General features: G+C 42.4%; 21 protein-coding genes and 1 pseudogene. All 22 read left to right on the top strand.

The window, feature by feature from the left end; translation table 11 throughout:
• Positions 1-78 precede the first annotated feature (78 nt).
• The 22 genes and pseudogenes from AC0L6H_RS18590 (at position 79) to AC0L6H_RS18485 (ending at position 22,469) form a co-directional block, all read left to right on the top strand.
• A complete protein-coding gene (locus tag AC0L6H_RS18590; protein ID WP_473390737.1) occupies positions 79-2,466 on the top strand; it encodes a flagellar hook-length control protein FliK in 2,388 nt (795 codons plus the stop codon).
• A gap of 61 nt (positions 2,467-2,527) precedes the next feature.
• Positions 2,528-3,052, top strand: a complete 525-nt coding sequence (gene fliL, locus AC0L6H_RS18585; RefSeq protein ID WP_473390736.1) for a flagellar basal body-associated protein FliL — start codon at positions 2,528-2,530, stop codon at positions 3,050-3,052.
• A gap of 43 nt (positions 3,053-3,095) precedes the next feature.
• Positions 3,096-4,174, top strand: a pseudogene (fliM, locus tag AC0L6H_RS18580) (flagellar motor switch protein FliM).
• 2 nt (positions 4,175-4,176) lie between these two features.
• Positions 4,177-4,614, top strand: a complete 438-nt coding sequence (gene fliN / locus AC0L6H_RS18575) for a flagellar motor switch protein FliN (RefSeq protein ID WP_473390734.1) — start codon at positions 4,177-4,179, stop codon at positions 4,612-4,614.
• The gene (gene fliO, locus AC0L6H_RS18570) at positions 4,574-5,125 is read left to right on the top strand and encodes a flagellar biosynthetic protein FliO (protein ID WP_473390732.1); all 552 of its coding nucleotides are present in this window, start codon (positions 4,574-4,576) and stop codon (positions 5,123-5,125) included. Before fliN ends, fliO begins: the two co-directional genes overlap by 41 nt.
• 31 nt (positions 5,126-5,156) lie before the next feature.
• A complete protein-coding gene (gene fliP, locus AC0L6H_RS18565) occupies positions 5,157-5,945 on the top strand; it encodes a flagellar type III secretion system pore protein FliP (protein ID WP_473394581.1) in 789 nt (262 codons plus the stop codon).
• 1 nt (position 5,946) lies between these two features.
• Positions 5,947-6,216 carry a flagellar biosynthesis protein FliQ gene (fliQ, locus tag AC0L6H_RS18560; protein WP_473390731.1) on the top strand — a complete coding sequence of 90 codons (270 nt, stop codon included), beginning with the start codon at positions 5,947-5,949 and terminating at the stop codon, positions 6,214-6,216.
• A 1-nt stretch (position 6,217) separates the two neighbouring features.
• Entirely contained in the window at positions 6,218-6,994 is a 777-nt protein-coding gene (fliR, locus tag AC0L6H_RS18555; protein ID WP_473390730.1) for a flagellar biosynthetic protein FliR, read from the top strand.
• 33 nt (positions 6,995-7,027) lie between these two features.
• Entirely contained in the window at positions 7,028-8,161 is a 1,134-nt protein-coding gene (gene flhB, locus AC0L6H_RS18550; RefSeq protein WP_473390728.1) for a flagellar biosynthesis protein FlhB, read from the top strand.
• Positions 8,162-8,280: 119 nt separating this feature from the next.
• Positions 8,281-10,380 (top strand): flagellar biosynthesis protein FlhA, encoded by a 2,100-nt coding sequence (gene flhA / locus AC0L6H_RS18545; RefSeq protein WP_473390727.1) that lies wholly within the window; start codon positions 8,281-8,283, stop codon positions 10,378-10,380.
• A gap of 41 nt (positions 10,381-10,421) precedes the next feature.
• A complete protein-coding gene (gene flhF / locus AC0L6H_RS18540) occupies positions 10,422-11,981 on the top strand; it encodes a flagellar biosynthesis protein FlhF (protein ID WP_473390726.1) in 1,560 nt (519 codons plus the stop codon).
• 8 nt (positions 11,982-11,989) lie between these two features.
• Complete coding sequence (locus AC0L6H_RS18535) at positions 11,990-12,841, top strand: MinD/ParA family ATP-binding protein (RefSeq protein WP_473394580.1); 852 nt, start codon at positions 11,990-11,992, stop codon at positions 12,839-12,841.
• Between the two features lie 9 nt (positions 12,842-12,850).
• On the top strand, positions 12,851-13,579 hold the full coding sequence (locus tag AC0L6H_RS18530) for an RNA polymerase sigma factor FliA (RefSeq protein WP_473390724.1): 729 nt from the start codon (positions 12,851-12,853) through the stop codon (positions 13,577-13,579).
• Between the two features lie 42 nt (positions 13,580-13,621).
• On the top strand, positions 13,622-14,005 hold the full coding sequence (cheY, locus tag AC0L6H_RS18525; RefSeq protein ID WP_473390723.1) for a chemotaxis response regulator CheY: 384 nt from the start codon (positions 13,622-13,624) through the stop codon (positions 14,003-14,005).
• 22 nt (positions 14,006-14,027) lie between these two features.
• Entirely contained in the window at positions 14,028-14,786 is a 759-nt protein-coding gene (locus AC0L6H_RS18520; protein WP_473390721.1) for a protein phosphatase CheZ, read from the top strand.
• A gap of 12 nt (positions 14,787-14,798) precedes the next feature.
• Positions 14,799-16,979, top strand: a complete 2,181-nt coding sequence (locus AC0L6H_RS18515) for a chemotaxis protein CheA (protein ID WP_473390720.1) — start codon at positions 14,799-14,801, stop codon at positions 16,977-16,979.
• A 73-nt stretch (positions 16,980-17,052) separates the two neighbouring features.
• On the top strand, positions 17,053-17,856 hold the full coding sequence (locus AC0L6H_RS18510; protein WP_473390719.1) for a ParA family protein: 804 nt from the start codon (positions 17,053-17,055) through the stop codon (positions 17,854-17,856).
• A complete protein-coding gene (locus AC0L6H_RS18505; protein ID WP_473390717.1) occupies positions 17,849-18,691 on the top strand; it encodes a chemotaxis protein CheW in 843 nt (280 codons plus the stop codon). Before AC0L6H_RS18510 ends, AC0L6H_RS18505 begins: the two co-directional genes overlap by 8 nt.
• Positions 18,692-18,780: 89 nt before the next feature.
• Positions 18,781-19,269 carry a chemotaxis protein CheW gene (locus tag AC0L6H_RS18500; protein ID WP_473390716.1) on the top strand — a complete coding sequence of 163 codons (489 nt, stop codon included), beginning with the start codon at positions 18,781-18,783 and terminating at the stop codon, positions 19,267-19,269.
• Between the two features lie 169 nt (positions 19,270-19,438).
• Positions 19,439-20,530 carry a polysaccharide lyase family 7 protein gene (locus AC0L6H_RS18495; RefSeq protein WP_473390715.1) on the top strand — a complete coding sequence of 364 codons (1,092 nt, stop codon included), beginning with the start codon at positions 19,439-19,441 and terminating at the stop codon, positions 20,528-20,530.
• Between the two features lie 194 nt (positions 20,531-20,724).
• A complete protein-coding gene (locus AC0L6H_RS18490) occupies positions 20,725-21,291 on the top strand; it encodes a DUF2802 domain-containing protein (RefSeq protein ID WP_473390713.1) in 567 nt (188 codons plus the stop codon).
• Between the two features lie 251 nt (positions 21,292-21,542).
• Positions 21,543-22,469, top strand: a complete 927-nt coding sequence (locus AC0L6H_RS18485; protein WP_473390712.1) for a homoserine O-succinyltransferase — start codon at positions 21,543-21,545, stop codon at positions 22,467-22,469.
• Positions 22,470-22,533 lie beyond the last annotated feature (64 nt).

The raw sequence follows: 22,533 nt of genomic DNA, 5'->3' as shown, positions 1-22,533 counted from the left end.
TGCTGTATAGTCCAAATTGGTTTTAAAATCATTTTTAAACATACACTTACAGATTAAATATAACAGGAATTGTAATCTATGGTGCAACAAGTAGCGCAACAAAACATGCAACAAATTGCCAGTACAAAAACACAAACTGCCGCCTCGGGCTTGCCGTTTGCCTTAAGTGCGAGCGCGTTGAGTGTACAAAATGAAACTCGGCAATCGTTTAGCAATGAATTTTTGCGTCAAACCGAGGCCATTCGAGTTTTTGAGCAACCTCGTGAGCGGGTAAAAGCGCATATTGACGATGCTCGAAGCGCCGCTGAGCCAAACTCACCAAATAAAAATCAAGCAACTTCAGCCCAAGACCAAAGCCATAAAGCTGACGCGCAAGAGCGCAGGGACGAAGCGTTAAGTTTACGTGATAAGCAAAGCCAAGCACGGACAGACTTTAATCAACAACTTCAAGATAAAAGAGCGCAAGCTGATGAAGCACGCGCTAATAACGATCGGGTCGATAATGCTCGTCCAGCCCAGCGCGATGCTTCTGATAGTCCAGCAACAATTAATACCGAAAAACCGAATAGCCCCGATGTTAATTATACTAATTCGCATGCTACTAAACCGATAGATAGCAATGAACCAAGCCTCGATACACAGCACAATACCAATATTGAAGCGCAAAATATTGACACTACTAACGGCGATGAGCCGCTCGCAGAAGCTTACCTAGCAAAAGGCGCAAAAAGCGAAGAAGGTTTTGATTATATCGATTTTGTTACTACAGTGGCCGATTTTACTAGTAATGATGCGCCAATAAATGAATATGTAGAAGCTAATGAAGCGGCGGCGAATGTTGAAGAAGGCCTCTTAAGCTCAATGGCACCTTCTTTGTCTGAAACAGATTTAGAAGCCATGAAAGCTTTGCTCAATAAGATTGATAAACTATCAGGTGAGCTAGTAGATAAAGAGCCACTGATTAATATCGAAATAGCTGCGCCCAATAGGGAAGATCAATTCAATGATGGCGAACTATCCGACACCATAACAATCGCGATAGGCCGTGATGATTTGCAATTATTGATAGAGGCAAAGCAAGCAATTGAAAACGCCAATGAAAATGTAAAACCAAGTCAATTGGCTGACATTGATAGTATTATTGGTGATTTAGCGGAGCAACTTACCACGCTTAACAAAGACGAAGCGGCAATTGAAAACAGCGATACTTCACAGGCTGATATTGCCTTGCTAAAGACCTTGCTACTTTCAACACCAGCGGATAAAAATACCCATACCCTCACAGGCGGTACTACTGAAAGTACTAAAATACAAGCCGATATTGGTCTTAAAGCAGGTGTTACAAGCATTGCAAACAATGTCATTGGAGATATCTTTGCGCAGCCCGGTGACGCCACTAGCGAAACACTTGAGAGTAGTGAGACTTTGTTAACCAAAGATATACTCACGAGCCAATCAAACAGCAAAGAAGTTCCACTTGATATCCCAACAAAACAGAGTTCAAGTGTACCAAGTACAACAGAAGGTAAAAAGCCTGAGGCGGCGAGTAATGCATTAGTCAATCTTACCGACTTAAGCGATTCGCAATCTAGTGCCGCGCTAGAAAATTTGACACAACGTATTCAAAGCGTGGCGTCAGAAATTAGTGGTGAAGCTAAAGGCAACGAATTTATCGCGGCGCTACAAAGTGGTTTAAAAGAATTTAAACAACAACTCTCCCAAGGGCGTGAACCCGCGCTCGACTTAAAGGCGATTGTCGCTGAAGCCATGGCCCAAATTTCTGGCGAAGAAAGTGCCTCAAAACAACCAAAAATTGACGCCGCGGTGAGTCAGTTTACTGCCGTTTTGAATTTAGCTAATGCTGTAAATTATTCCGCCAGCCAGCAACAGGCGCAGGTTCTAGGCATTACAGACAATCAATTAGCAAAAGAAATTAACTTCTCGCATATGGAAGGTACGAAACTTGCTAACGGTATACAAAACCAGATGAATGCACAGGCAAACGCCGATAAAGCAATCAATATTTTTAAACAAGAAGGGCAGGCGCAACTTGCTGAGAAAGTCAGATGGATGGTAAATGCGAAAAGTGCAACAGCTGAAATTAGATTAGACCCACCTGATTTAGGTGGCATAAATATTAAAATAAATTTAAGCGGTGACGTGGCGCAAGTTAATTTTAATGTGCAATCCCAAGCAGCTAAAGAAGCACTCGACCAAGCAGTACCCAGATTGCGAGAAATGTTACAAGATCAAGGTATTGAGTTAGGTCAATCGAGTGTTGAGCAAGATGGCCAATCTGGGTCGCAGCAAGATGATGGCAGCGATGGGAATAACGGGCTTGCATCGACAACAGATCAGCGCTTGGATGATGGTAGTCAAGTAGATGATAGTGACGTAAATAATGTATCGATGCTAGAACAACGAATATCAAATGGCGCAATAGGTGGCATTGATTATTTTGCCTAAATAGGCATAACACAGCAGTTTTAAATTCAACATAACGTTTACATGAAATAGGAAAGTCAACATGGCTGGTGAAGAACTACAAGGGGATGCAGCCCCAAAGAAAAAATCTAAGCTGATGCTTATTATCATCATAGCTGTGGTGTTATTGGCCGGCGGTGGCGGAGCAGCTTACTTCTTCTTATTTATGGGAGATGACCCCGTTGAAGCTGTTGCAGAAGAAAGCACTAATAGCAGTGAGTCAGGCGAAAGTGAAGGTCCTGCTGAAAATGTTGCGATATATGTTGGTATGCCTAGACCATTTCTGTTTAACGCACCAGGATTATCAAGAGAGCGCATAGTACAAATAGAAGTACAGCTTATGGTAAGAGGGCAAAATAATGAAGAGTTGGCTAAACGTCATATCCCCATGATTGAAGGTAGTTTATTACGCGTCTTTAGTGCTTCAAACGCTGACGATTTAGTGACCGACGTAGGCAAAACAGAATTACGTAACAAAGCCACCACACAGGTGAGACAAACAATGACGAGTCTTGAGAAAAGCCCCGTGGTGGAACAAGTATTATTTACCGGATTTGTGATCCAATAAGGACCAATGATGACCCGCAACCCTAACCATATTAGGTGAATACGTGAGCGATTTATTATCACAAGATGAAATTGATGCCTTATTGCATGGTGTTGATGATGTTGAAGAAGAGGAAGTCGAGGAGATTGAGCACGACGGCTCAGCGCTCGAATACGACTTTTCTTCTCAAGACCGTATCGTGCGCGGACGCATGCCAACGCTCGAGATTGTTAATGAGCGCTTTGCTCGGCACATGCGGGTTAGTTTATTCAATATGATGCGCCGTAGTGCTGAGGTGTCGATAAATGGCATCCAAATGATAAAGTTTGGTGAGTATATTCATACATTGTTTGTTCCCACTAGCTTGAACATGGTGCGATTTAGACCGCTTAAAGGCACAGGGCTCATTACCATGGAAGCACGTTTAGTGTTTATCATGGTTGATAACTTTTTGGTGGTGATGGTCGCTATCATGCAAAAATTGAAGGGCGTGAATTTACGCCTACCGAACGGCGCATTATTCAAATGCTACTTAAGCTCATCTTCGAGGACTACAAAGAAGCCTGGGCGCCGGTAATGGATGTTTCATTTGAATACTTAGACTCTGAAGTAAATCCCGCGATGGCCAATATAGTGAGTCCAAGCGAAGTCGTTGTTATTAGTTCTTTTCATATTGAACTTGATGGCGGTGGCGGTGATTTTCATATTTCATTGCCTTACTCAATGCTCGAACCTATAAGAGATATGCTAGATGCCGGTGTGCAAAATGACAAAGAAGACACCGACTTTAGATGGAGTAAGGCGCTACGTGATGAAATCATGGACGTTAAGGTCGAATTAACAACGCACTTCTTAGATTTGGTTGTTAGCCTTGATAAGCTGATGAATTACAAAGAGGGCGATATCATTCCGATTAACATGCCCGATGTTGTGACGATTTCGATAGAGGACTTACCCTCATTCAGGGCCAAACTTGGTCGCTCACGCGACAATGTAGCCCTAAAAATTACCGATAAGATACCTAGACCAAATTCTGTTAAATCTGAACTGATGCTCTTTACCAAAGGCGGGAAAGTGATTGACAGCGACTCAGAATTACAGGTACTTGAAGAAGATTTAATAAACGTTTTACAGAGGAGATAGCCATGAGTGAAGAGACTGAAGGCGAAGGCTTAGATGATTGGGAAGCAGCCATGGCTGAGCAGGCAGAAGCGGAAGGTGAGGGCGGTGAGTCAGTAGATCCCGACCAACTTATTGCTGATGCAGAAGCGCAGGCTGCAGGCCTTGATGAATTAACTGATGATTCAGCCCCCTTAAATGATGAAAAGAAACTGGATACGATCCTCGATATCCCAGTGACTATTTCTATGGAAGTGGGCAGAACCAATATAAGTATCCGTAATTTACTGCAATTGAACCAAGGTTCGGTTGTTGAATTAGACCGAGTTGCCGGTGAACCACTAGATGTTTTAGTAAATGGCACGTTGATTGCTCATGGAGAGGTAGTAGTGATTAACGATAAATTTGGTATACGGTTAACGGATGTTATTAGTCAAGTCGAGAGAATTAAAAAACTTAAATAAAAAATACTCGCCAAGCGCAGTCTTGGCGGGCCTTTCAAGCTTATTGCTTTTTTCATACGCAGGCGGACTGCAAGCGGCAACAACAGCGCCAGCTAGCCCTAGTCTGACGTCAGCCAGTTCAATACTGAATGTTTTTCTGTCGCTTTTAGTGGTGGTCGCCATTATTTTTGCGCTCGCATTTATAATGCGTCGGTTTAATGTCGCTCAAACGGGCGGTGGTCAAATGCGCGTAGTCGCTAGCATGATGGCCGGCACAAAAGAAAAAGTCATGGTCATAGAAGTGGGCGATGAACAACACCTTTTGGGCATTACTGCGCACAATATTAATCACCTCGCTAAACTAGAAAACCCAATTCAAAAAGAAAACAAAGCTTCGGCAGCATCTGCTAATTTAAGCGGCAAAGGCAACTTTCAGCAAAAACTTGTGCAAGCAATGGCACAAGGATTAGTGGGCAACAAAGGAAACAAAGACGCCAACCAGCAAGCAAAAAAGGGAGTTGACCATGACTAGTTTATCAATGATGTCTATATACTCCACACTCATGCAGCGAGCATACAAGCTTATTTCAAAAAATAAAGCACTGCTTTCTAGCGCTTCGCTATTAGTGTTATTGCTCATTAGTAGCCAGGTGAATGCACAGCAATCTGGCATAGAAGCGGTAACCGTAACCACTAATCCAGATGGTAGCCAAGATTACTCAATGACGCTGCAAGCGCTGTTTATAATGACAGCGCTTAGCTTGATACCCGCGGCTATCATGATGATGACGTCTTTCACACGTATCATCGTCGTGCTGTCGATTTTACGTCAGGCAATTGGCTTACAACAGTCACCATCCAACCAAATCTTAATTGGTGTTAGCTTATTTCTTTCCATGTTTATTATGGCGCCGGTATTTGAAAAGGTAAATGAACAAGCTCTTCAGCCTTATTTGAGTGAAGAAATGACCTCGCTAGAAGCCTTTGAGCAAGCCAAATTGCCCATGCGTGAATTTATGCTTAGCCAAACGCGAATTACCGATTTAGAAACCTTTATTCGCATTGGCGGTTACGAAGGACAATTTGATGAACCTGACCAAGTACCTATTACCGTGCTTATTCCGGCCTTTGTAACTAGCGAGTTAAAAACCGCCTTTCAGATTGGCTTCATGCTGTTTATCCCCTTTCTTATTCTCGACTTAGTGGTGGCGTCTATCTTGATGGCAATGGGTATGATGATGCTCTCACCCATGATTGTGTCATTGCCATTTAAGCTCATGTTATTTGTCTTGGTCGATGGTTGGAATCTGATTTTTGGCACTCTTGCCACCAGTTTTGGCATGGGAGTGTGACATGAGTCCAGAAGCTTTTGTTGAGATCTTGCGCGATGCTATGTTTATTATCATTATGTTGGTATCGGCAATCATCATTCCAGGACTTTTAATTGGTTTGGTTGTTGCTGTATTTCAGGCCGCTACATCAATCAACGAACAAACTATGAGCTTTTTACCGCGTCTTATTGTGACCTTATTGGCGCTTAGTTTCCTAGGTAGTTGGATGGTCCAGAAAATGATGGATTATACCTTCGAGCTCGTTAACAGTATTCCTTCAGTGATTGGGTAAAATGGACGTATTAAGCGCTGACATTATTGATGTAATTAGTGACTATATGCTTGCATTTATGCGCATATCGGGCCTGTTTATATCTATGGTGGGCTTAAGCGCGCAAACCATTCCTACGCCAATTCGTAACTTACTTGCAATATTGTTAACGGCCATGATCGTACCTATGATCCCGCCGGTACCAATGGAAAATTTAGTCTCGCTTGGCGCCTTTATTGAAATTTTCAAGCAACTCACGATTGGCATTATGATTGGCTTTATATCAATGATGGTGATTAATACCTTTGTACTGGCAGGCCAAATCATCGCGATGCAAACGGGTTTAGGCTTTGCCTCTATTGTCGACCCTATCAATGGTATTAACGTGCCTGCAGTCGGTCAGTTTTATCTAATCTTAGCGACTCTGCTCTTTTGGACCTTTGACGGCCACCTTTTCATGATAGAGATGTTGGTAGTTAGCTTTGATGCTTTTCCCATAAACGACGCATGGTTTACCCCAGAGCAATTTGAACAAGTGGCGCTTTGGGCTGGCTGGATGTTTATTTCAGCAGTGACAATCGCACTTGCGCCGATTGTGAGCCTATTGATTGTGAACCTCGCCTTTGGTGTTATGACAAAAGCGTCTCCGCAATTGAATATATTTAGTATTGGTTTTGCTATCGCCCAGCTTACTGGCTTGTTTATTATTTGGTTGACCTTGGCCAACCAAGCTTACCATTTTGAACAGCAGTGGCTGCGCGCGCAAACCTTAATGTGTGATTTGGTACGAGCATGTTAATGCTTTTACTTATGATTATAGGAATATGCTGGCATGGCTGAAAAAGACGATTCCTTTGAAAAAACCGAGGAACCCACGCCCAAAAAACTCGAGGATGCTCGAAAAAAGGGCCAAATAGCACGTTCCAAAGAATTAGCAACCACTATGCTATTAGTCGTCAGCGCACTGGCTTTAATTGGTGTTGGCAAATCAATCGCTAAAGCAATGTATGACATCTACGAGCGGGCTTTTACCCTTTCTCGCGATGAAACCTATGATACAAAGCATATGTTTCAAATTTTAGAAAGTTCGGTGTCCCAAAGCACCTGGCCACTCATTACCTTTATGGTTATTGCGATGATTGGCGGTATTTATGGTTCAATTGCATTGGGAGGTTTTAACTTTACGTGGAGCTCTGCTGCGCCAAAAGGAAATCGTCTGAGTCCATTGCAGGGCTTTAAACGCATGTTTGGTCTCAATGCTATTGTAGAGCTATTGAAAGGTATTGGTAAGGTGCTAGTGATTTCTTCAATGGCCTATGCTGCCATGCAAATTTTTAAGGATGAAGCGCTTCATTTGGATATAGAACTCTATCCCATGAACATATTCCATGCTTTAGATATGATTGAATGGGCGTTTTTATTATTGTGCTGCGCCATGATACCTATCGCTTTAATCGACGTGCCGTATCAAAGTTTTAAGCATAATGATGAAATGAAAATGACCATGCAAGAAATTAAAGACGAACGAAAAAATGCGGAAGGTGACCCTATGGTCAAGCAACGAGTTCGTCGTATTCAGTATCAAGCATCGGCCAACAGAATGATGCAAGATGTGCCTAATGCCGATGTGATTGTAACCAACCCGACTCATTACTCTGTTGCGATTCAATATGATCAATTTGGTAATCGCGCACCAGTTATGGTTGCTAAAGGTCTAGACGAATTAGCGATGCATATTCGTAAAATTGGTAAAGCTCATGACGTACCCATTATCGAATCGCCTGCGCTAGCTCGTGCTATTTATTATTCTACCGAGGTAAACCACGAGGTTCCTCAAAAACTATTTATGGCGGTCGCGCAAATTCTAGCGTATGTCTATCAGTTGAAGGCGTATAAATCAGGCAAAGGAAAACGTCCTAGAGCGCTTAAGAAAGACTTTACGATCCCGCCAGAGCTTAGGCGATAAGCGGGATAAGCCTTCTTCAATTGGGCTTCATTGCAGAATAAGTTTAGTCAACATAAAGAGTTGGCACAAGAGTTGTAATACACCTTGTAACTACACTTAATATGTCAAAAATTTGTTGTATGCAATTAGCCCAAGTATTTCAAAAAGTAAATCAAAATAGCATAAAGCACGTTCTCAGTGGTTTAGGTGCACCCATCGTGGTTCTTGCACTTATGGGAATGGTGATTTTGCCCATGCCCTCTATTTTGCTCGACACTCTGTTTAGTTTTAATATTGCGTTGTCGCTTGTCATTATTTTGGTCTGTGTGTTTACTGCACGTCCTGTAGACTTTGGCATATTTCCCCTTGTATTGCTCGTGGCTACTGTTTTGCGCTTAGCGCTGAATGTAGCCTCTACTCGCGTAGTATTGCTTGAAGGACATAACGGAGGCGACGCCGCTGGAAAAGTCATTCAAGCATTCGGTGAAGTGGTAATTGGCGGAAATTATGTAGTGGGCGTTGTCGTTTTTGCTATTTTGTTAATCATCAACTTTAAAGTCGTAACCGCGGGTGCCGGGCGCATATCAGAAGTAAGTGCACGTTTTACGCTTGATGCGATGCCGGGTAAGCAAATGGCGATTGATGCTGACCTAAACGCAGGTTATATCGACTCTGATCAAGCACGTAAAAGACGCGAAGAAATCACGTCAGAAGCTGATTTTTACGGCTCAATGGACGGTGCGTCAAAATTTGTAAAAGGTGATGCGATTGCTGGGCTTTTCATTATGTTGATTAACATAGTAGGTGGCCTATTTATTGGCATGTATCAGCATTCACTTGGCTTTAACGACGCCATGGAAGTGTACACGGTATTAACCATTGGTGATGGTTTGGTGGCACAAATTCCGTCTTTATTATTATCAGTGGCTACCGCCATTATTGTGACTCGTGAAAACGACAGTCAAATTATGGGCGAAGAAGTACGTGAACAATTAGCGAATCGTAAAGCCCTTTATATTACTTCAGTTATTCTGTTTATCATGGGTGTTGTCCCGGGTATGCCGCACTTTGCATTTTTAACTTTTTCTGCAGTAGTGGGCGGTTATGCTTTTTATCGCGATCAACAGAAGAAAAAGTTGAGCGAAGAAGCTGCGAATTTAGAAAAACTGCCAGAAACAACCAATGCTATGGCTGAAGTAAAAGAATTGAGTTGGGACGATGTGCAGCCGGTGGATATTATTGGGCTTGAAGTTGGCTATAGACTTATTCCTATGGTCGATAAATCTCAAGGCGGTGAGCTACTCAGTCGAATCAAAGGCGTACGTAAAAAGCTTTCACAAGAACTTGGCTTTTTGGTGCCGCCAGTGCACATCCGTGACAATCTAGATTTTTCACCAAATGCTTACAATATCTCCATGCTTGGTGTGAGTGTTGGTGATTCTCAAATAAGCCATGACAGCGAATTGGCAATTAACCCTGGTCAAGTCTTTGGCGCCTTAGAAGGCACGGTAACAAAAGACCCTGCATTTGGCCTTGAAGCTGTGTGGATTAAAGCCTCGCAGCGTGAACATGCGCAAACCTTAGGGTATACCGTGGTCAATGCACCAACGGTTATTGCAACTCATCTTAGTCAATTACTGACCAATCATGCACATCAATTATTAGGTCATGAAGAAGTTCAGCAATTGCTCGATATGCTTGAGAAAACGCACCCTAAATTAGTTGAAGGGCTTGTCCCTGATGTGCTGTCGTTGAGCTTGGTTGTTAAAGTCTTGCAAACCTTACTAAGCGAAGGGGTGCCGATTAGAGACATGCGTACCATAGTGCAAACGCTTTCAGAATACGGACCAAAAACGCAAGACCCTGACGTACTGGTTTCAGCATTACGTATTGCACTTAAGCGCTTGATTGTGCAAGAAATAGCCAATGGTGAGCAAGAAGTCCCTGTTATTACATTAGCTCCTGAATTGGAACAGATGTTGCATAAGTCATTGCAAGCAGGTGGTGATGATGGCGCAGGAATTGAACCCAGCTTAGCTGAGAAACTTCAGCAGTCTTTATCAGAGGCCAGTTCGCAACAAGAACTCGCCGGCGAACCCAGCGTGTTATTAACGTCAGGGATGCTAAGACCCGTACTATCTAAGTTTTTGAAACAGGCAGTTTCGGGCTTACATGTATTGTCTTACCAGGAAATTCCAGAAGACAAACAAATTAAAATAGTGTCATCCGTCGGTCAATAAACTGACGCCAATTTAGCTTTTAAGACACATTCGAGGAAAACATGAAAATTAGACGATTTTTTGGCAAAGATATGCGTGACGCCCTTAAACAAGTAAAAGATGAGCTTGGTGGCGACGCGGTTATTATGTCTAATAAAAAAGTGGCAAATGGCGTTGAGTTAGTCGCGGCAATTGACCCTGTTTCTGCCCCCGTGGCAACAAATAACCGAGCACAAGCGGCAACGGCAAGCGCGGCAAGTGGGCAAGTTAATCAGGCAGGCCAACGTGAGCATAACGTAGCGCCAGCCCAACAACACACGCCGCCTCAAACAGCTCACTCTAAACAAGTGCCTAATAGGCTGCATGAAATCATTGGGGATATTGGCCCAGACAGCATAGAAGCGTTCTTAGAGAAGCAATCTTCGGCTAGTGCACCGCATCAAGAAGTAAAAGTTAACTCTATTGATCATCAAGCTCGCCAGCATACGCCGCAGCCACTACATTATTCACAACAAGCTGATTACGGGCGAGATCCAGAACCAAGAGCCGACGAACGTATCTTCAGATCGCCAGCCTTCGTTGAACCCGAGTTTAGTGCATCGCCAAATGAACAACAAGCAAGCACTGCGCCTGGACAGGCTAGCGAACATGGTGCGGGGCAAGCTGCGGGTTTAGTGCCGCCACCAAGTGTGCTTGAGCCGGCGCAGTTAGACAGCATCAAAGCAGAATTAGAATCCATCAAAAATGTACTGAAGTTTCAAGTTTCAGAACTAGCTGACGAACGCAAAAAGCGTCATAACCCCGTGCATCATTATCTGCATGAAAAAGTCATCAAAATGGGCGTTAGTCAGGATCTTGCGAAACAGTTTATCGAATTTTTACCGTATCAAATTGATGAGAAAGAAGGTTGGAAATACATCCTCAACTTATTATCAAATAGATTGCACGTGGGTGGCAACGACATCCTAAGCCAAACCGGCGTAGTCGCCTTAGTCGGGCCAACAGGCACAGGTAAAACCACAACATTAGCTAAACTTGCAGCAAAATATGCGCAAAAATTTGGCCCTGAGCAAGTCGCTTTGGTGACCATAGATACATACAGGATAGCCGCTTTCGAACAACTCGCAACCTACGGAAAAATCATTGGCTGTGCAGTCAAAAAAGCGCACAACTCGCACGAGCTAAACGATATTTTGTATCAGATGCGCAACAAAAAATTAGTCCTTATTGATACCGCCGGCTTTAGTCAACGCGATGCGCGCTTAATAGACCAATTAAACGATTACGAACAAAACATTAACGTCGATATTAGAAAGTTTTTGGTATTACCCGCAGGGTCACAATACCAGGTACTGAATCAAACAGTAAAAGCATATAAGTCGACTAAAATCAGTGGCTGTATTTTTACCAAGCTAGATGAATGTTACAGCATGGGTGAGGCGCTCAGCGTCATCATAGAGAACGATTTATCACTAAGCTATGTTACCGACGGACAGCGCGTACCTGAGGATATAAAGCTAGCTGACTCAGCGAATTTAACACTTATCGCCGCCAAGCTCTTTCAACGCTATGGCAACGGCGAAATGTCATCGGCAGTAGCCGCAGATGTAGGTGCATTATGATGGATAGCATAACCGAAGATCAGGCCAGCAGTTTACGCCGGCAAAATCAAAGTAAACAAATAAAAGTAGTAGCGGTTACCGGTGGCAAAGGCGGAGTAGGTAAAACGAGCATTACACTCAATACCGCTATTGCGGCAGCCAAAATGGGTAAAAAAGTCATGGTGCTTGACGCTGACTTAGGCTTAGCCAATGTTGATGTCATGCTGGGTTTGCGAGTAGAGCGAAACCTTTCACACGTATTAAATGGCGATTGTACCCTCGATGAAATTTTAGTTACCGGTCCATATGGCGTCAAAATAGCACCGGCAACATCGGGCACAAAATCGATGACTGAATTGTCGAGCCACGAACATGCTGGTTTGATTCGCGCCTTTGGTGAGCTACGAACGCCCATTGATATGCTAATTATTGACACCGCAGCGGGTATTTCAGACATGGTAGTGAGTTTCTCAAGAGCTGCCCAAGACGTTGTTATTGTTGTGTGCGACGAACCAACGTCGCTTACCGATGCTTATGCACTTATCAAAATTTTAAACCGAGAGCACGGCGTTTTTAAGTTCAAAGTCGTGGCAAATATGGTGAGAAGCGAACGAGAAGGGCGCGATCTTTTCAATAAGTTATCGAAAGTAACAAGCCGTTTCTTGGATGTAGCGATGGAGTTAAATGCCATCGTCCCCTTTGATGAAAACGTGCGTAAGTCAGTACGTAAACAAACCGTAATTGTAGATGCATTTCCTAGCTCGCCTGCTGCTAAAGCAATCAATAAGCTAGCAGAGGATATGTGTAGTTGGCCGATTCCAAATCAGGCAGGTGGACATTTGGAATTTTTCTTAGAGAACCTTGTGTCATTGCATGAGTAGGTAAACAAAGTGAGTACAAAAGTGACTGGATATCAACAGCAAATAGACAAAAACCAACTGGTTGAAAAACATGCACCCTTGGTAAAACGCATTGCCCACCATTTGTTAGCAAGACTGCCCGCAAGTGTGTTAGTCGATGATCTTATTCAATCAGGCATGATTGGGCTGCTAGAGGCGGCGCGAAACTTTGACGGCACCAAAGGTGCAAGTTTCGAGACCTTTGCAGGGATTAGAATACGCGGCGCAATGCTTGACGAAATTCGCAAAGGCGATTGGACGCCAAGGTCGGTACACAAAAACTCTCGTGCTATTACCGAAGCGGTAAATATCGTAGAGCGTGACACCGGTCGAGACGCCCGAGATGTTGAAGTGGCAAAGGTGTTAGAAGTTTCATTGAAAGATTATCATCAAATGTTGGGCGAGGTTAACGCCGGCAAATTGGTGGGAATTGAAGATTTAGGTGTTAGTGAAGATGTTTTAACTACCGAAGAATCAAAAGGTGCCGATAAACCCTATGAAGACATGGTTCAAGGTTCGTTTCAAAAGGCATTGGCCAAAGCGATAACAACTCTACCGGAGCGAGAAGCTATCGTTCTGTCGCTGTACTATGACGAAGAGTTAAACCTGCGTGAAATTGGCGAAGTACTTGAAGTAAGCGAATCAAGAGTAAGTCAAATTCATTCGCAAGCGATGATTAAACTTAAATCGAAAATGCAATCATGGCGAATCGAACAATGAAAATATATTTTTTAATAGTTAGCATCCATTTCGGAGGTAGTTTTGGATAAGAATATGAAAATCCTCGTAGTTGACGACTTTTCAACTATGCGTCGGATAATTAAAAACTTGTTGAAAGACTTGGGTTTTACCAACATACAAGAAGCTGACGATGGCAACACCGCGTTACCGATGTTGGTGCAAGGCGATTTTGACTTCGTTGTGACCGACTGGAATATGCCTGGTATGCAAGGTATTGACCTTCTGCGAGCTATTAGAGCTGATGATAAGCTTAAACATTTACCTGTATTAATGGTAACGGCAGAAGCGAAGAAAGAGCAGATAGTTGCAGCTGCGCAGGCCGGCGTAAACGGTTATGTGGTAAAACCATTTACAGCGGGAACACTAAAGGAAAAGCTCGATAAAATATTTGAGCGTTTAGGGTAATTCCATTTTTTAGGTGACCACTATGACGGAAAACACGTCGAAAAAACAAGCGCTTATAACAATTGAACAGGCTAGATTATTAGTACAGCATCTAGAATCTGATGATATAGAATCAGTTAACGAAATTATTCATACAATTACGTTGCAAGAATCACCTGAGCTATTTTCTGAAGTTGGTAAGCTAACTCGCCAACTTCACAATTCACTATCTACTTTCCAACTAGATGATCGCATCAACGGCTTAATGACTAACGAGATGCCTGATGCGAGATCACGCTTAGAATACGTAATTGAACAGACCGAAAAAGCCGCTAATTCAACCATGGATGCTGTAGAACGGAGTATGTCTATAGCCGACCAACTTAATGGGCGTTTAGCGAGCATTATGCCCGAATGGCGAAAATTAATGAGTCGCCAAATAGAACTGGGTGAATTCAAACAATTATGCTTAACATTAGATCAGTTGTTAGAGGACGCGACAGATGATTCGCTGGCCTTAAACGGAATGTTAACTGAAGTATTAATGGCGCAAGGTTTCCAAGATTTAACTGGTCAGGTTATTCGTCGTGTTATCGATTTAGTCAAAGAAGTAGAAGACCACCTTATTGAAATGCTTGCTAGTTTTGGCGGCGAAGAGCAACAAAAAGATAAATCTAAAACAACGTGCAAATCTGGCGATAAAGTGAAAGCCGAAGGGCCAATTATTGATGCAACAAAGCGTGACGATGTGGTTAATAACCAAGACGACGTTGATGATTTGTTGTCGAGCTTAGGGTTTTAGGGGAGCAGACGAATGTCGTTTGAAGTCGACGAAGACATAATGCAAGATTTCTTGGTGGAAGCCGGAGAAATACTTGAACAACTACAAGAGCAGTTGGTTGAATTAGAAAATAATCCAGAAGATGGAGAATTGCTAAATGCGATTTTCCGTGGCTATCACACTGTTAAGGGTGGTGCAGGATTTCTGGCGCTAACTGAGCTAGTAGAAATATGTCATGGCGCTGAAAACGTATTTGACATAATGCGAAATGGCCAACGTACACTCAATCCAGAATTGATGGATGTGATTTTGCAGGCCACCGATGTGGTGGTTGACATGTTTGAACGTGTTAAGGCCCGCGAACCATTAGAAGCTGCACCAGCAAGCTTAATCGAGATATTGCATAAACTGAGCAAGCCTGAACAAGAAGGCGAATCCATCTTCGAAAATAGCGCAGATGAGGTCAGTGAAGCACAAGCAGTTGAAGTAGATGATACAGTAAATGATGACTTAACTGTTGAAGCCGCTCCTCAATCAAATAACAAATCCGACAGTATCGATGAAATAAGTGAAGATGAGTTTGAGGCACTATTAGATGAGCTGCATGGCAGCGCCGGACCATCGTCAGCGACAGCAAACACGCCAGACCAAACCTCAAATAATACCTCTTCAGAGTCGTCTAGTGATGAAATTAGCGACGATGAGTTTGAAGCCTTGCTTGATGAACTCCATGGCCAAGGTAGCTTTAAAGCACAAACACCTGCAGCTGCGCAAAAGACTGAATCGCCTAAAAGTACTGACAATGATGATGAAATTAGTGACGATGAATTTGAAGCTTTGCTCGATAACCTGCACGGCAAAGGTAAAGCGCCTTCTGTCGCTAATGAAACTCCCGCGAAAAGTACGCCAGCGCCTAAAGAAGAAGCTGTTAGCGACAAAACAGCAGCGCCGGCTCAAAAGCCAGCACAAAGCAACTCTGCGCCACTCGCAAAAGCGCCAAGTCCAGCTAAACCAGGAAGTACTAAAAAAACTGACGCAAAACCTTCTGCGCCACAAGCTGAAACAACAGTGAGAGTAGATACCAAGCGCTTAGATCAAATCATGAATATGGTAGGTGAGCTTGTTTTAGTACGAAATCGCTTACTGAGCCTAGGGATAAATCTTGCTGACGAAAGCATGTCAAAAGCAATAGCGAATTTAGACGTGGTGACTGGCGATTTACAGGGTGCGGTGATGAAAACCCGGATGCAACCAATTAAGAAAGTATTTGGTCGCTTCCCTAGAGTTGTTCGAGATCTTGCGCGAACGCTTAAAAAAGAAATTTCGTTAGTGCTTGAAGGCGAAGATACTGATTTAGATAAAAACCTAGTAGAAGCACTTGCTGATCCACTGGTCCATTTGGTCAGAAACTCTGTTGACCATGGTATTGAGATGCCTGACGAACGTGAAGCAAACGGCAAGTCACGGATGGGAACAGTGAAGCTAGCCGCATCCCAAGAGGGTGATCATATTCTATTGACCATTGCCGATGACGGTAAAGGCATGGACGCAGAAAAATTAAAAGAAATCGCGATTAGTCGCGGCGTACTAGATGCCGACTCGGCTGCGCGCATGTCTGATGTTGAAGCCTTTAATTTAATATTTGCACCGGGCTTTTCTACGAAAACTGAAATAAGTGATATTTCAGGTCGCGGTGTAGGTATGGATGTAGTGAAAACCAAAATAAACCAATTAAATGGTACGGTGAACATTAATTCTGCATTAGGTGCTGGTACTACTTTAGAAATAAAAGTCCCTTTAACCCTTGCTATATTGCCTACCTTAATGATTGTGGTGGGGCAGCAAACTTTTGCTTTACCGTTGGGATCGGTTAATGAAATTATCAATATGGATGTAAGCAAAACAAATACTGTTGATAATCAATTAACAATGATCGTACGTTCGAAAGCGATTCCCCTGTTTTACTTAAATGATTGGCTAAATCCGCATCTTCCTTGCGAAGATCGCACTCGCGGTCATGTTGTTGTTGTGCAAATTGGAACACAACAAGTGGGCTTTGTGGTGGATTCGTTAATTGGCCAAGAAGAAGTGGTGATAAAGCCATTAGATGCTTTGCTGCAGGGTACTCCCGGAATGGCTGGAGCAACAATTACTTCAGATGGTGGTATTGCGCTTATTTTGGACATTCCCAGCTTACTCAAGCGTTACGCTTGATATCATTAAGCGTGCTGCTAATCCTATTAGGCGGCACTCGTTCAATTCACATTGGTACTAGAGAGCCCATTGCATGAAAGTCTGGACAGTAGTCAACCAAAAAGGTGGTGTAGGTAAAACAACCAGTGCAATTTCGATTGCGGGAAGTCTTGCTGCTATGTCATACAATGTATTGCTTATTGACCTTGATCCTCATGCATCATTAACACACTACTTAGGAATTGACAGCGACCAACTTGCACTCAGTATCTATGACTTATTTGCCCTTAGTCAACATCCTCACATGCTTAATGAGTTATTGAGTGATGCTGTTCTAAATAGCGGTATAAAGAAAATCGATTTACTACCTGCACACATGGCCTTAGCAACACTAGACAGCGCGCTATCAAACCAAGCAGGCAAAGGTTTGATTGTTAAGAAAGTCGTTGAGCATTTAAAAACACATGCAGGGATAAAAGCTGCAGGTAAAAAATACGACTATGTCATTATCGACTGCCAACCTGTGTTGGGGATTTTGATGGTCAATGCGCTAGTCGCTGCCGACATAGTAGTGATTCCCACGCAAACTGAACACCTTGCAATGCATGGTTTAAATAAAATGCTCAGTACTATTTCGCAAATGCGCAATAGCTTATCTCCTGACCTCGTTAGCTTAATTGTACCGACCTTATTTGATCGCCGCGTGAATGCCTGTTTACGGTCTTTTGCTGTGATGCGAAAGGTATACGCAGACAAGTTGTGGCGAGGCTATATTCCTGTTGATACAAAATTTAGAGATGCAAGTGCTCAAGGGCTACCTATCAACATCGTTTCACCAAACGCGAAAGGTAGCTTTGCCTATGAAAAATTAGTCGGAGCCTTGCTTAAATATGACTAATACTGCCAAAGTGAGAGATTTTCCAGCCAATAAAGCATTGCGTTGCTATTTAGAAGATTTAATTTCACCAGAAGCGACGCAAGTCTCTACGCCAGAGACTAAGACGAGTCGTGCGCAAAGGCCTAAGATTCAGCCAGCATTAAACTTAAATCAAGATAACGACTTTGCATTATTTGACGACAGTATTCAAAGCAAAATTAGCCAAGCAGAGCGTCTAATCGTAAAGGCTAATCATAGCCTAACCATGGCTGCTGTTGAGCCTAGCTGTGAAATAGTCGATACGCAGAAAGAGCTTCTCGAAAAAAGCGTAAGTATTGATAAAGTTAATAAAGCAAATGCCGACATTAATACAATAGAGACAAGCGCAAATAGCAAAACGCGAGACATTTCGATAGCGTTAAAAGAAAGTTTAGACAATCGCTTTCAAGTGCTTTTGTGTGAAATAGCGAATGTGACTATTGCCATTCCTTTAGTTGAGTTAGGTGGTATTCACAAATTGACAAAAATATCATCTATGGCGCAACAGCCTAGTTGGTGTAAGGGCATCTTTATTAAAGGTAAAGAAAAGTTTACCTGCATTGATGCCGGACCATGGCTGACACCAACTACGTCTAACTATGTTGGCGAGGCGAGCGAATATAAATTTGCCGTACAATTGGGCAAGTCCCCTTACGTACTTTGTTGCAACAGTATTAGTAGTACAGTGGATTTGGTTAAAGATGATGTCAAATGGCGTGAACATCCATCTGTGCGTACTTGGTTAGCTGGATTGTTAAAAGAAAGAATGTGCGCATTGATAGATGGCGCACACATGGTAAAAGAAGTGCTTAACTAAGATAACAAGTACACTTTACATTCAAAATACAAAAACAAAGGTGTGATCATTTTTGTTTACATTGATTGAGATATAGCGGAGCAAAGCGAATGTCAGAAGAAAGAACCACAGCCACAACACTAGATCCAAACGATCAGGTTCTTCAATGGGTTACATATCGATTAGATGAAGAAACCTACGGTATTAACGTAATGCAAGTACAAGAGGTTTTGCGTCATACTGAGATTGCGCCGGTGCCGGGTGCACCTAATTACGTGCTCGGTATCATAAATTTACGTGGCAATGTAGTGACGGTTATAGACACTCGCGCACGCTTTGGTTTACCGCCAACAGAAATTACCGACAACTCCCGTATTGTCATTATCGAATCAGATGAACATGTGGTTGGTATTTTAGTTGACAGTGTTGCTGAGGTGGTTTATCTGCGTTCTTCTGAAATTGACAGTGCACCTAATGTTGGTACCGAAGAAAGCGCTAAGTTTATTCAGGGCGTTAGCAACCGCGGCGACGAATTACTAATATTAGTTGATTTAAACAAATTACTCAGTGATGACGAATGGGATGATGTAATGTTGTAATGCACGCAAGTGTGCTTATGCAGTAGGGCACTAATCCTTAATATATTTCTTCTTGTTGCAACAAAAGCTTAGTAACTGGTACAGTAATACCTGTGAACCTTTTGTTATTATGTTCATCATATCTATTAACATGTTTAATAGTCCGCAACGAAATAGTGAAGAGATATGTATGCAATTTACCAGTACTAAGGCCATCGCTAGTGTTTTATTGTTAACGGCTGCAATAGGCGTCCAAGCGAAGGATGTTCCCGCCGATAAATTCGACCTTAGCGAATGGAATATTACCCTACCTACCGATGATAACGATGATTCAAAACCCGATTCGGTGTCGGTAAAAGAGATTCAAGACTATGAACACCCTGACTTTTTCTATTTAGATGAGCAAGGCAACATGGTTTTTACGGCCCCTAATAAAGCACTAACAACGGCAAATTCGACCAACACACGCAGCGAGTTGCGCCATATGTTGCGCGGCTCAAAGACTCGTGTAAAAACACAGTCACCAAAGAATAACTTTACCGTACTGAGCAATCCTATTAATAGAAAATTTGCTCGAGTAGGTGGAAAAATGGAAGCCACCCTTAAAGTCGATCATGTGGCGCTGCGCGCAAAACACCCTGAGAAAGCACCTGCATTTGCAGTTGTCGTTGGCCAAATTCACGCGACAAAGTGGGATAAAAAAGTATCAGGTTTTGGATGGGGCAACGAGCCATTAAAAATATATTATAAAAAATGGCCAGATCATGAAAAAGGCTCCGTATTTTGGACCTACGAACGCAATTTACCTAAAGACGATCCGAAGCGCATGGATATCGCTTATCCGGTGTGGGGCAATACTTGGGAAAATCCAGCCGAACCGGGCGAAAACGGGATCGCGTTAGGAGAAAATTTCAGTTACGTGGTGAATGTACATGAGGATGTTATGTACTTAACGTTTGAGGCCGAAGGCCATGAAACGATAGAGTACAAAATTAATTTAGCAAACGCAGTGAATGCTTATGGTCAATTAGATAAACATGACCACCCATATGGTTATACTTTGGATTGGAATTATTTTAAAGCCGGCGCCTACAATCAATGCAGCACAAGCGACGCTGAAGGGTTTTGGTATGCAGGTTGCTTAGGCACAGGGAATTGGGCAGAAGATAAAGCCAATGGTGACTATGCTAGTGTGAGTTTTTCTAGACTAGTTGTAGGAGAAAGCACAGAGCCCAAAGCTAATCATGGAGAAAAGACACAAGCAGTCAGCACTCAAAACTAAATCTTACTTAGTGTTGATAAGACCGCTAACTTAACTAAGTGCTAGATGCAGGTTTAGCACTTAGTTTTTAGTAAGTGCAATTATTAGAAATACACGTGATTAGAAATAGCGTTTACTGAATCTTGATTTGCTATATCTTAATTTGCTATATATGGTGCTATAACTAATTTGATGCGCAACATACTAGGATTTTCATGACAGCCTTTTTTACGCTGAATACGCTCTTAATTTTTTCCCTCTTATTATTTATACTGATTATTGCGCTCACCTTATATGCAAGAAAAATCAATTCACGCTTAAATCAATCCATTAAGCTGATCAATGATTTGTATAAATTAAACCAGCGTCAAGCCAGCACGATTACCGAATTACTTGGTGATACAGAAACAATTCAATTAGGCGATACCGAAGACACTGCAAATACAGAATCTCCCCTTGTTAGTGCCTTGGTCTTACAAGCAAGTGATAAAGTAAAGACCACCATGGCAAGTGATGTTGAAGCTATCACTAAAACCAGTATTTCAAATGCTATGGCTAAAATCATCGAGCCTATTAATGAGCTAGCAAAGCGAGTTGTAAGCCTTGAAAATAAAACGGAATTATTGCAACGAGAAGACCCTGAGCTTAAACGCTATAGTCGCGCAAGCCAATTAGTCAAAGAGGGTGCAAGTATTGAAGATATAATGGAAGCTAGCCAATTGCCAAGAGCCGAGGTAGAAGTATTAGTTGCCTTACAAAGACCCGAAAAAACCTCAGATTAGTCCCTGCAATCTCTTAAATAGTAACGCTTTAATCAGTCAAAAGTGCAACTTCGTGTACGCTATACAAAATCCTCTGAAGCTCGCTTGTAAATAAACGTTTAGACGTCTAGACGTAAATTAGTTGACATTTCTATGTTAATCGCCACAATATGCTTACAGGATCAACTGCAAAGCTAAACAATCATAGAAGTTTAGATAGGCAGTATCGCGATATATGTCATCGCTATTTATCGAAGAAGACTAGAGGTTTTATGCCCATTACATTGCCCGCTGAGTTACCTGCGCTTGAAGAACTCCTGAGTGAAAACATCTTCGCTATGGATGATGCACGTGCAACAAGTCAAAATATTCGTCCTATGCAAATTGGCATCTTAAATTTAATGCCCAACAAAATAGAGACTGAATTACAAATATTGCGTCTGTTGTCTAACACGCCACTGCAAATTAATATCGACTTGATTCGCATCGACGAAACTGCGCCTAAAAACACACCGCTGTCGCATATGAATGCTTTTTATCATTTATTCAGTGAAATTAAGCATAAAAAGTACGATGGCCTAATTGTAACGGGTGCGCCCTTAGGTAATTTATCTTACGAAGATGTGAACTATTGGCCGAAAATGTGTGAATTGATGGACTGGGCGAAACGAAACGTGCAGTCTACGTTTTATTTATGTTGGGCTGCGCATGCGGCAATGTATCACTTTTTTAATACGGACAAGATTTTACTCCCAAACAAACTTTCAGGTGTATTTAGTCACAAAGTTTTGAATGAACAAAATGAGCTTGTACGCGGATTTGATCCTGAGTTTTGGGCCCCGCATTCTCGTGTCGCCCAGATTAAAAGTGAAGACTACAAAAAAATAGAAAAGTTAGAAATACTAGCTGAATCACCCGAAGCAGGTGTTTATATTGCAGCTACTAATGACAAACGCATGGTTTTTGTCACAGGTCATCCTGAATACGATGCTAGTACTTTAGACCAGGAGTTTAAGCGCGACCAAGCGGGTGGTATACCGGCACAAGTGCCACGTAATTATTATCAAAACGATGATCCTGACAAAGAAATAAGAATGCGCTGGAAGTCCCACGGCAACTTATTGCTTACAAATTGGTTAAACTATTACGTGTACCAAACCACTCCTTATGATTTAAATTTATTGTCGGATGAGGCGTAGTCAATTTGGTTTATGTGTTTGGTTTTTTACCTTTACCGTATGCTGAGCATCTTTTAAACGAATA

The sequence above is a fragment of the Glaciecola sp. G7-5 genome, from assembly GCF_055808975.1.
This window is presented reverse-complemented; position numbering and strand designations above follow the sequence as displayed.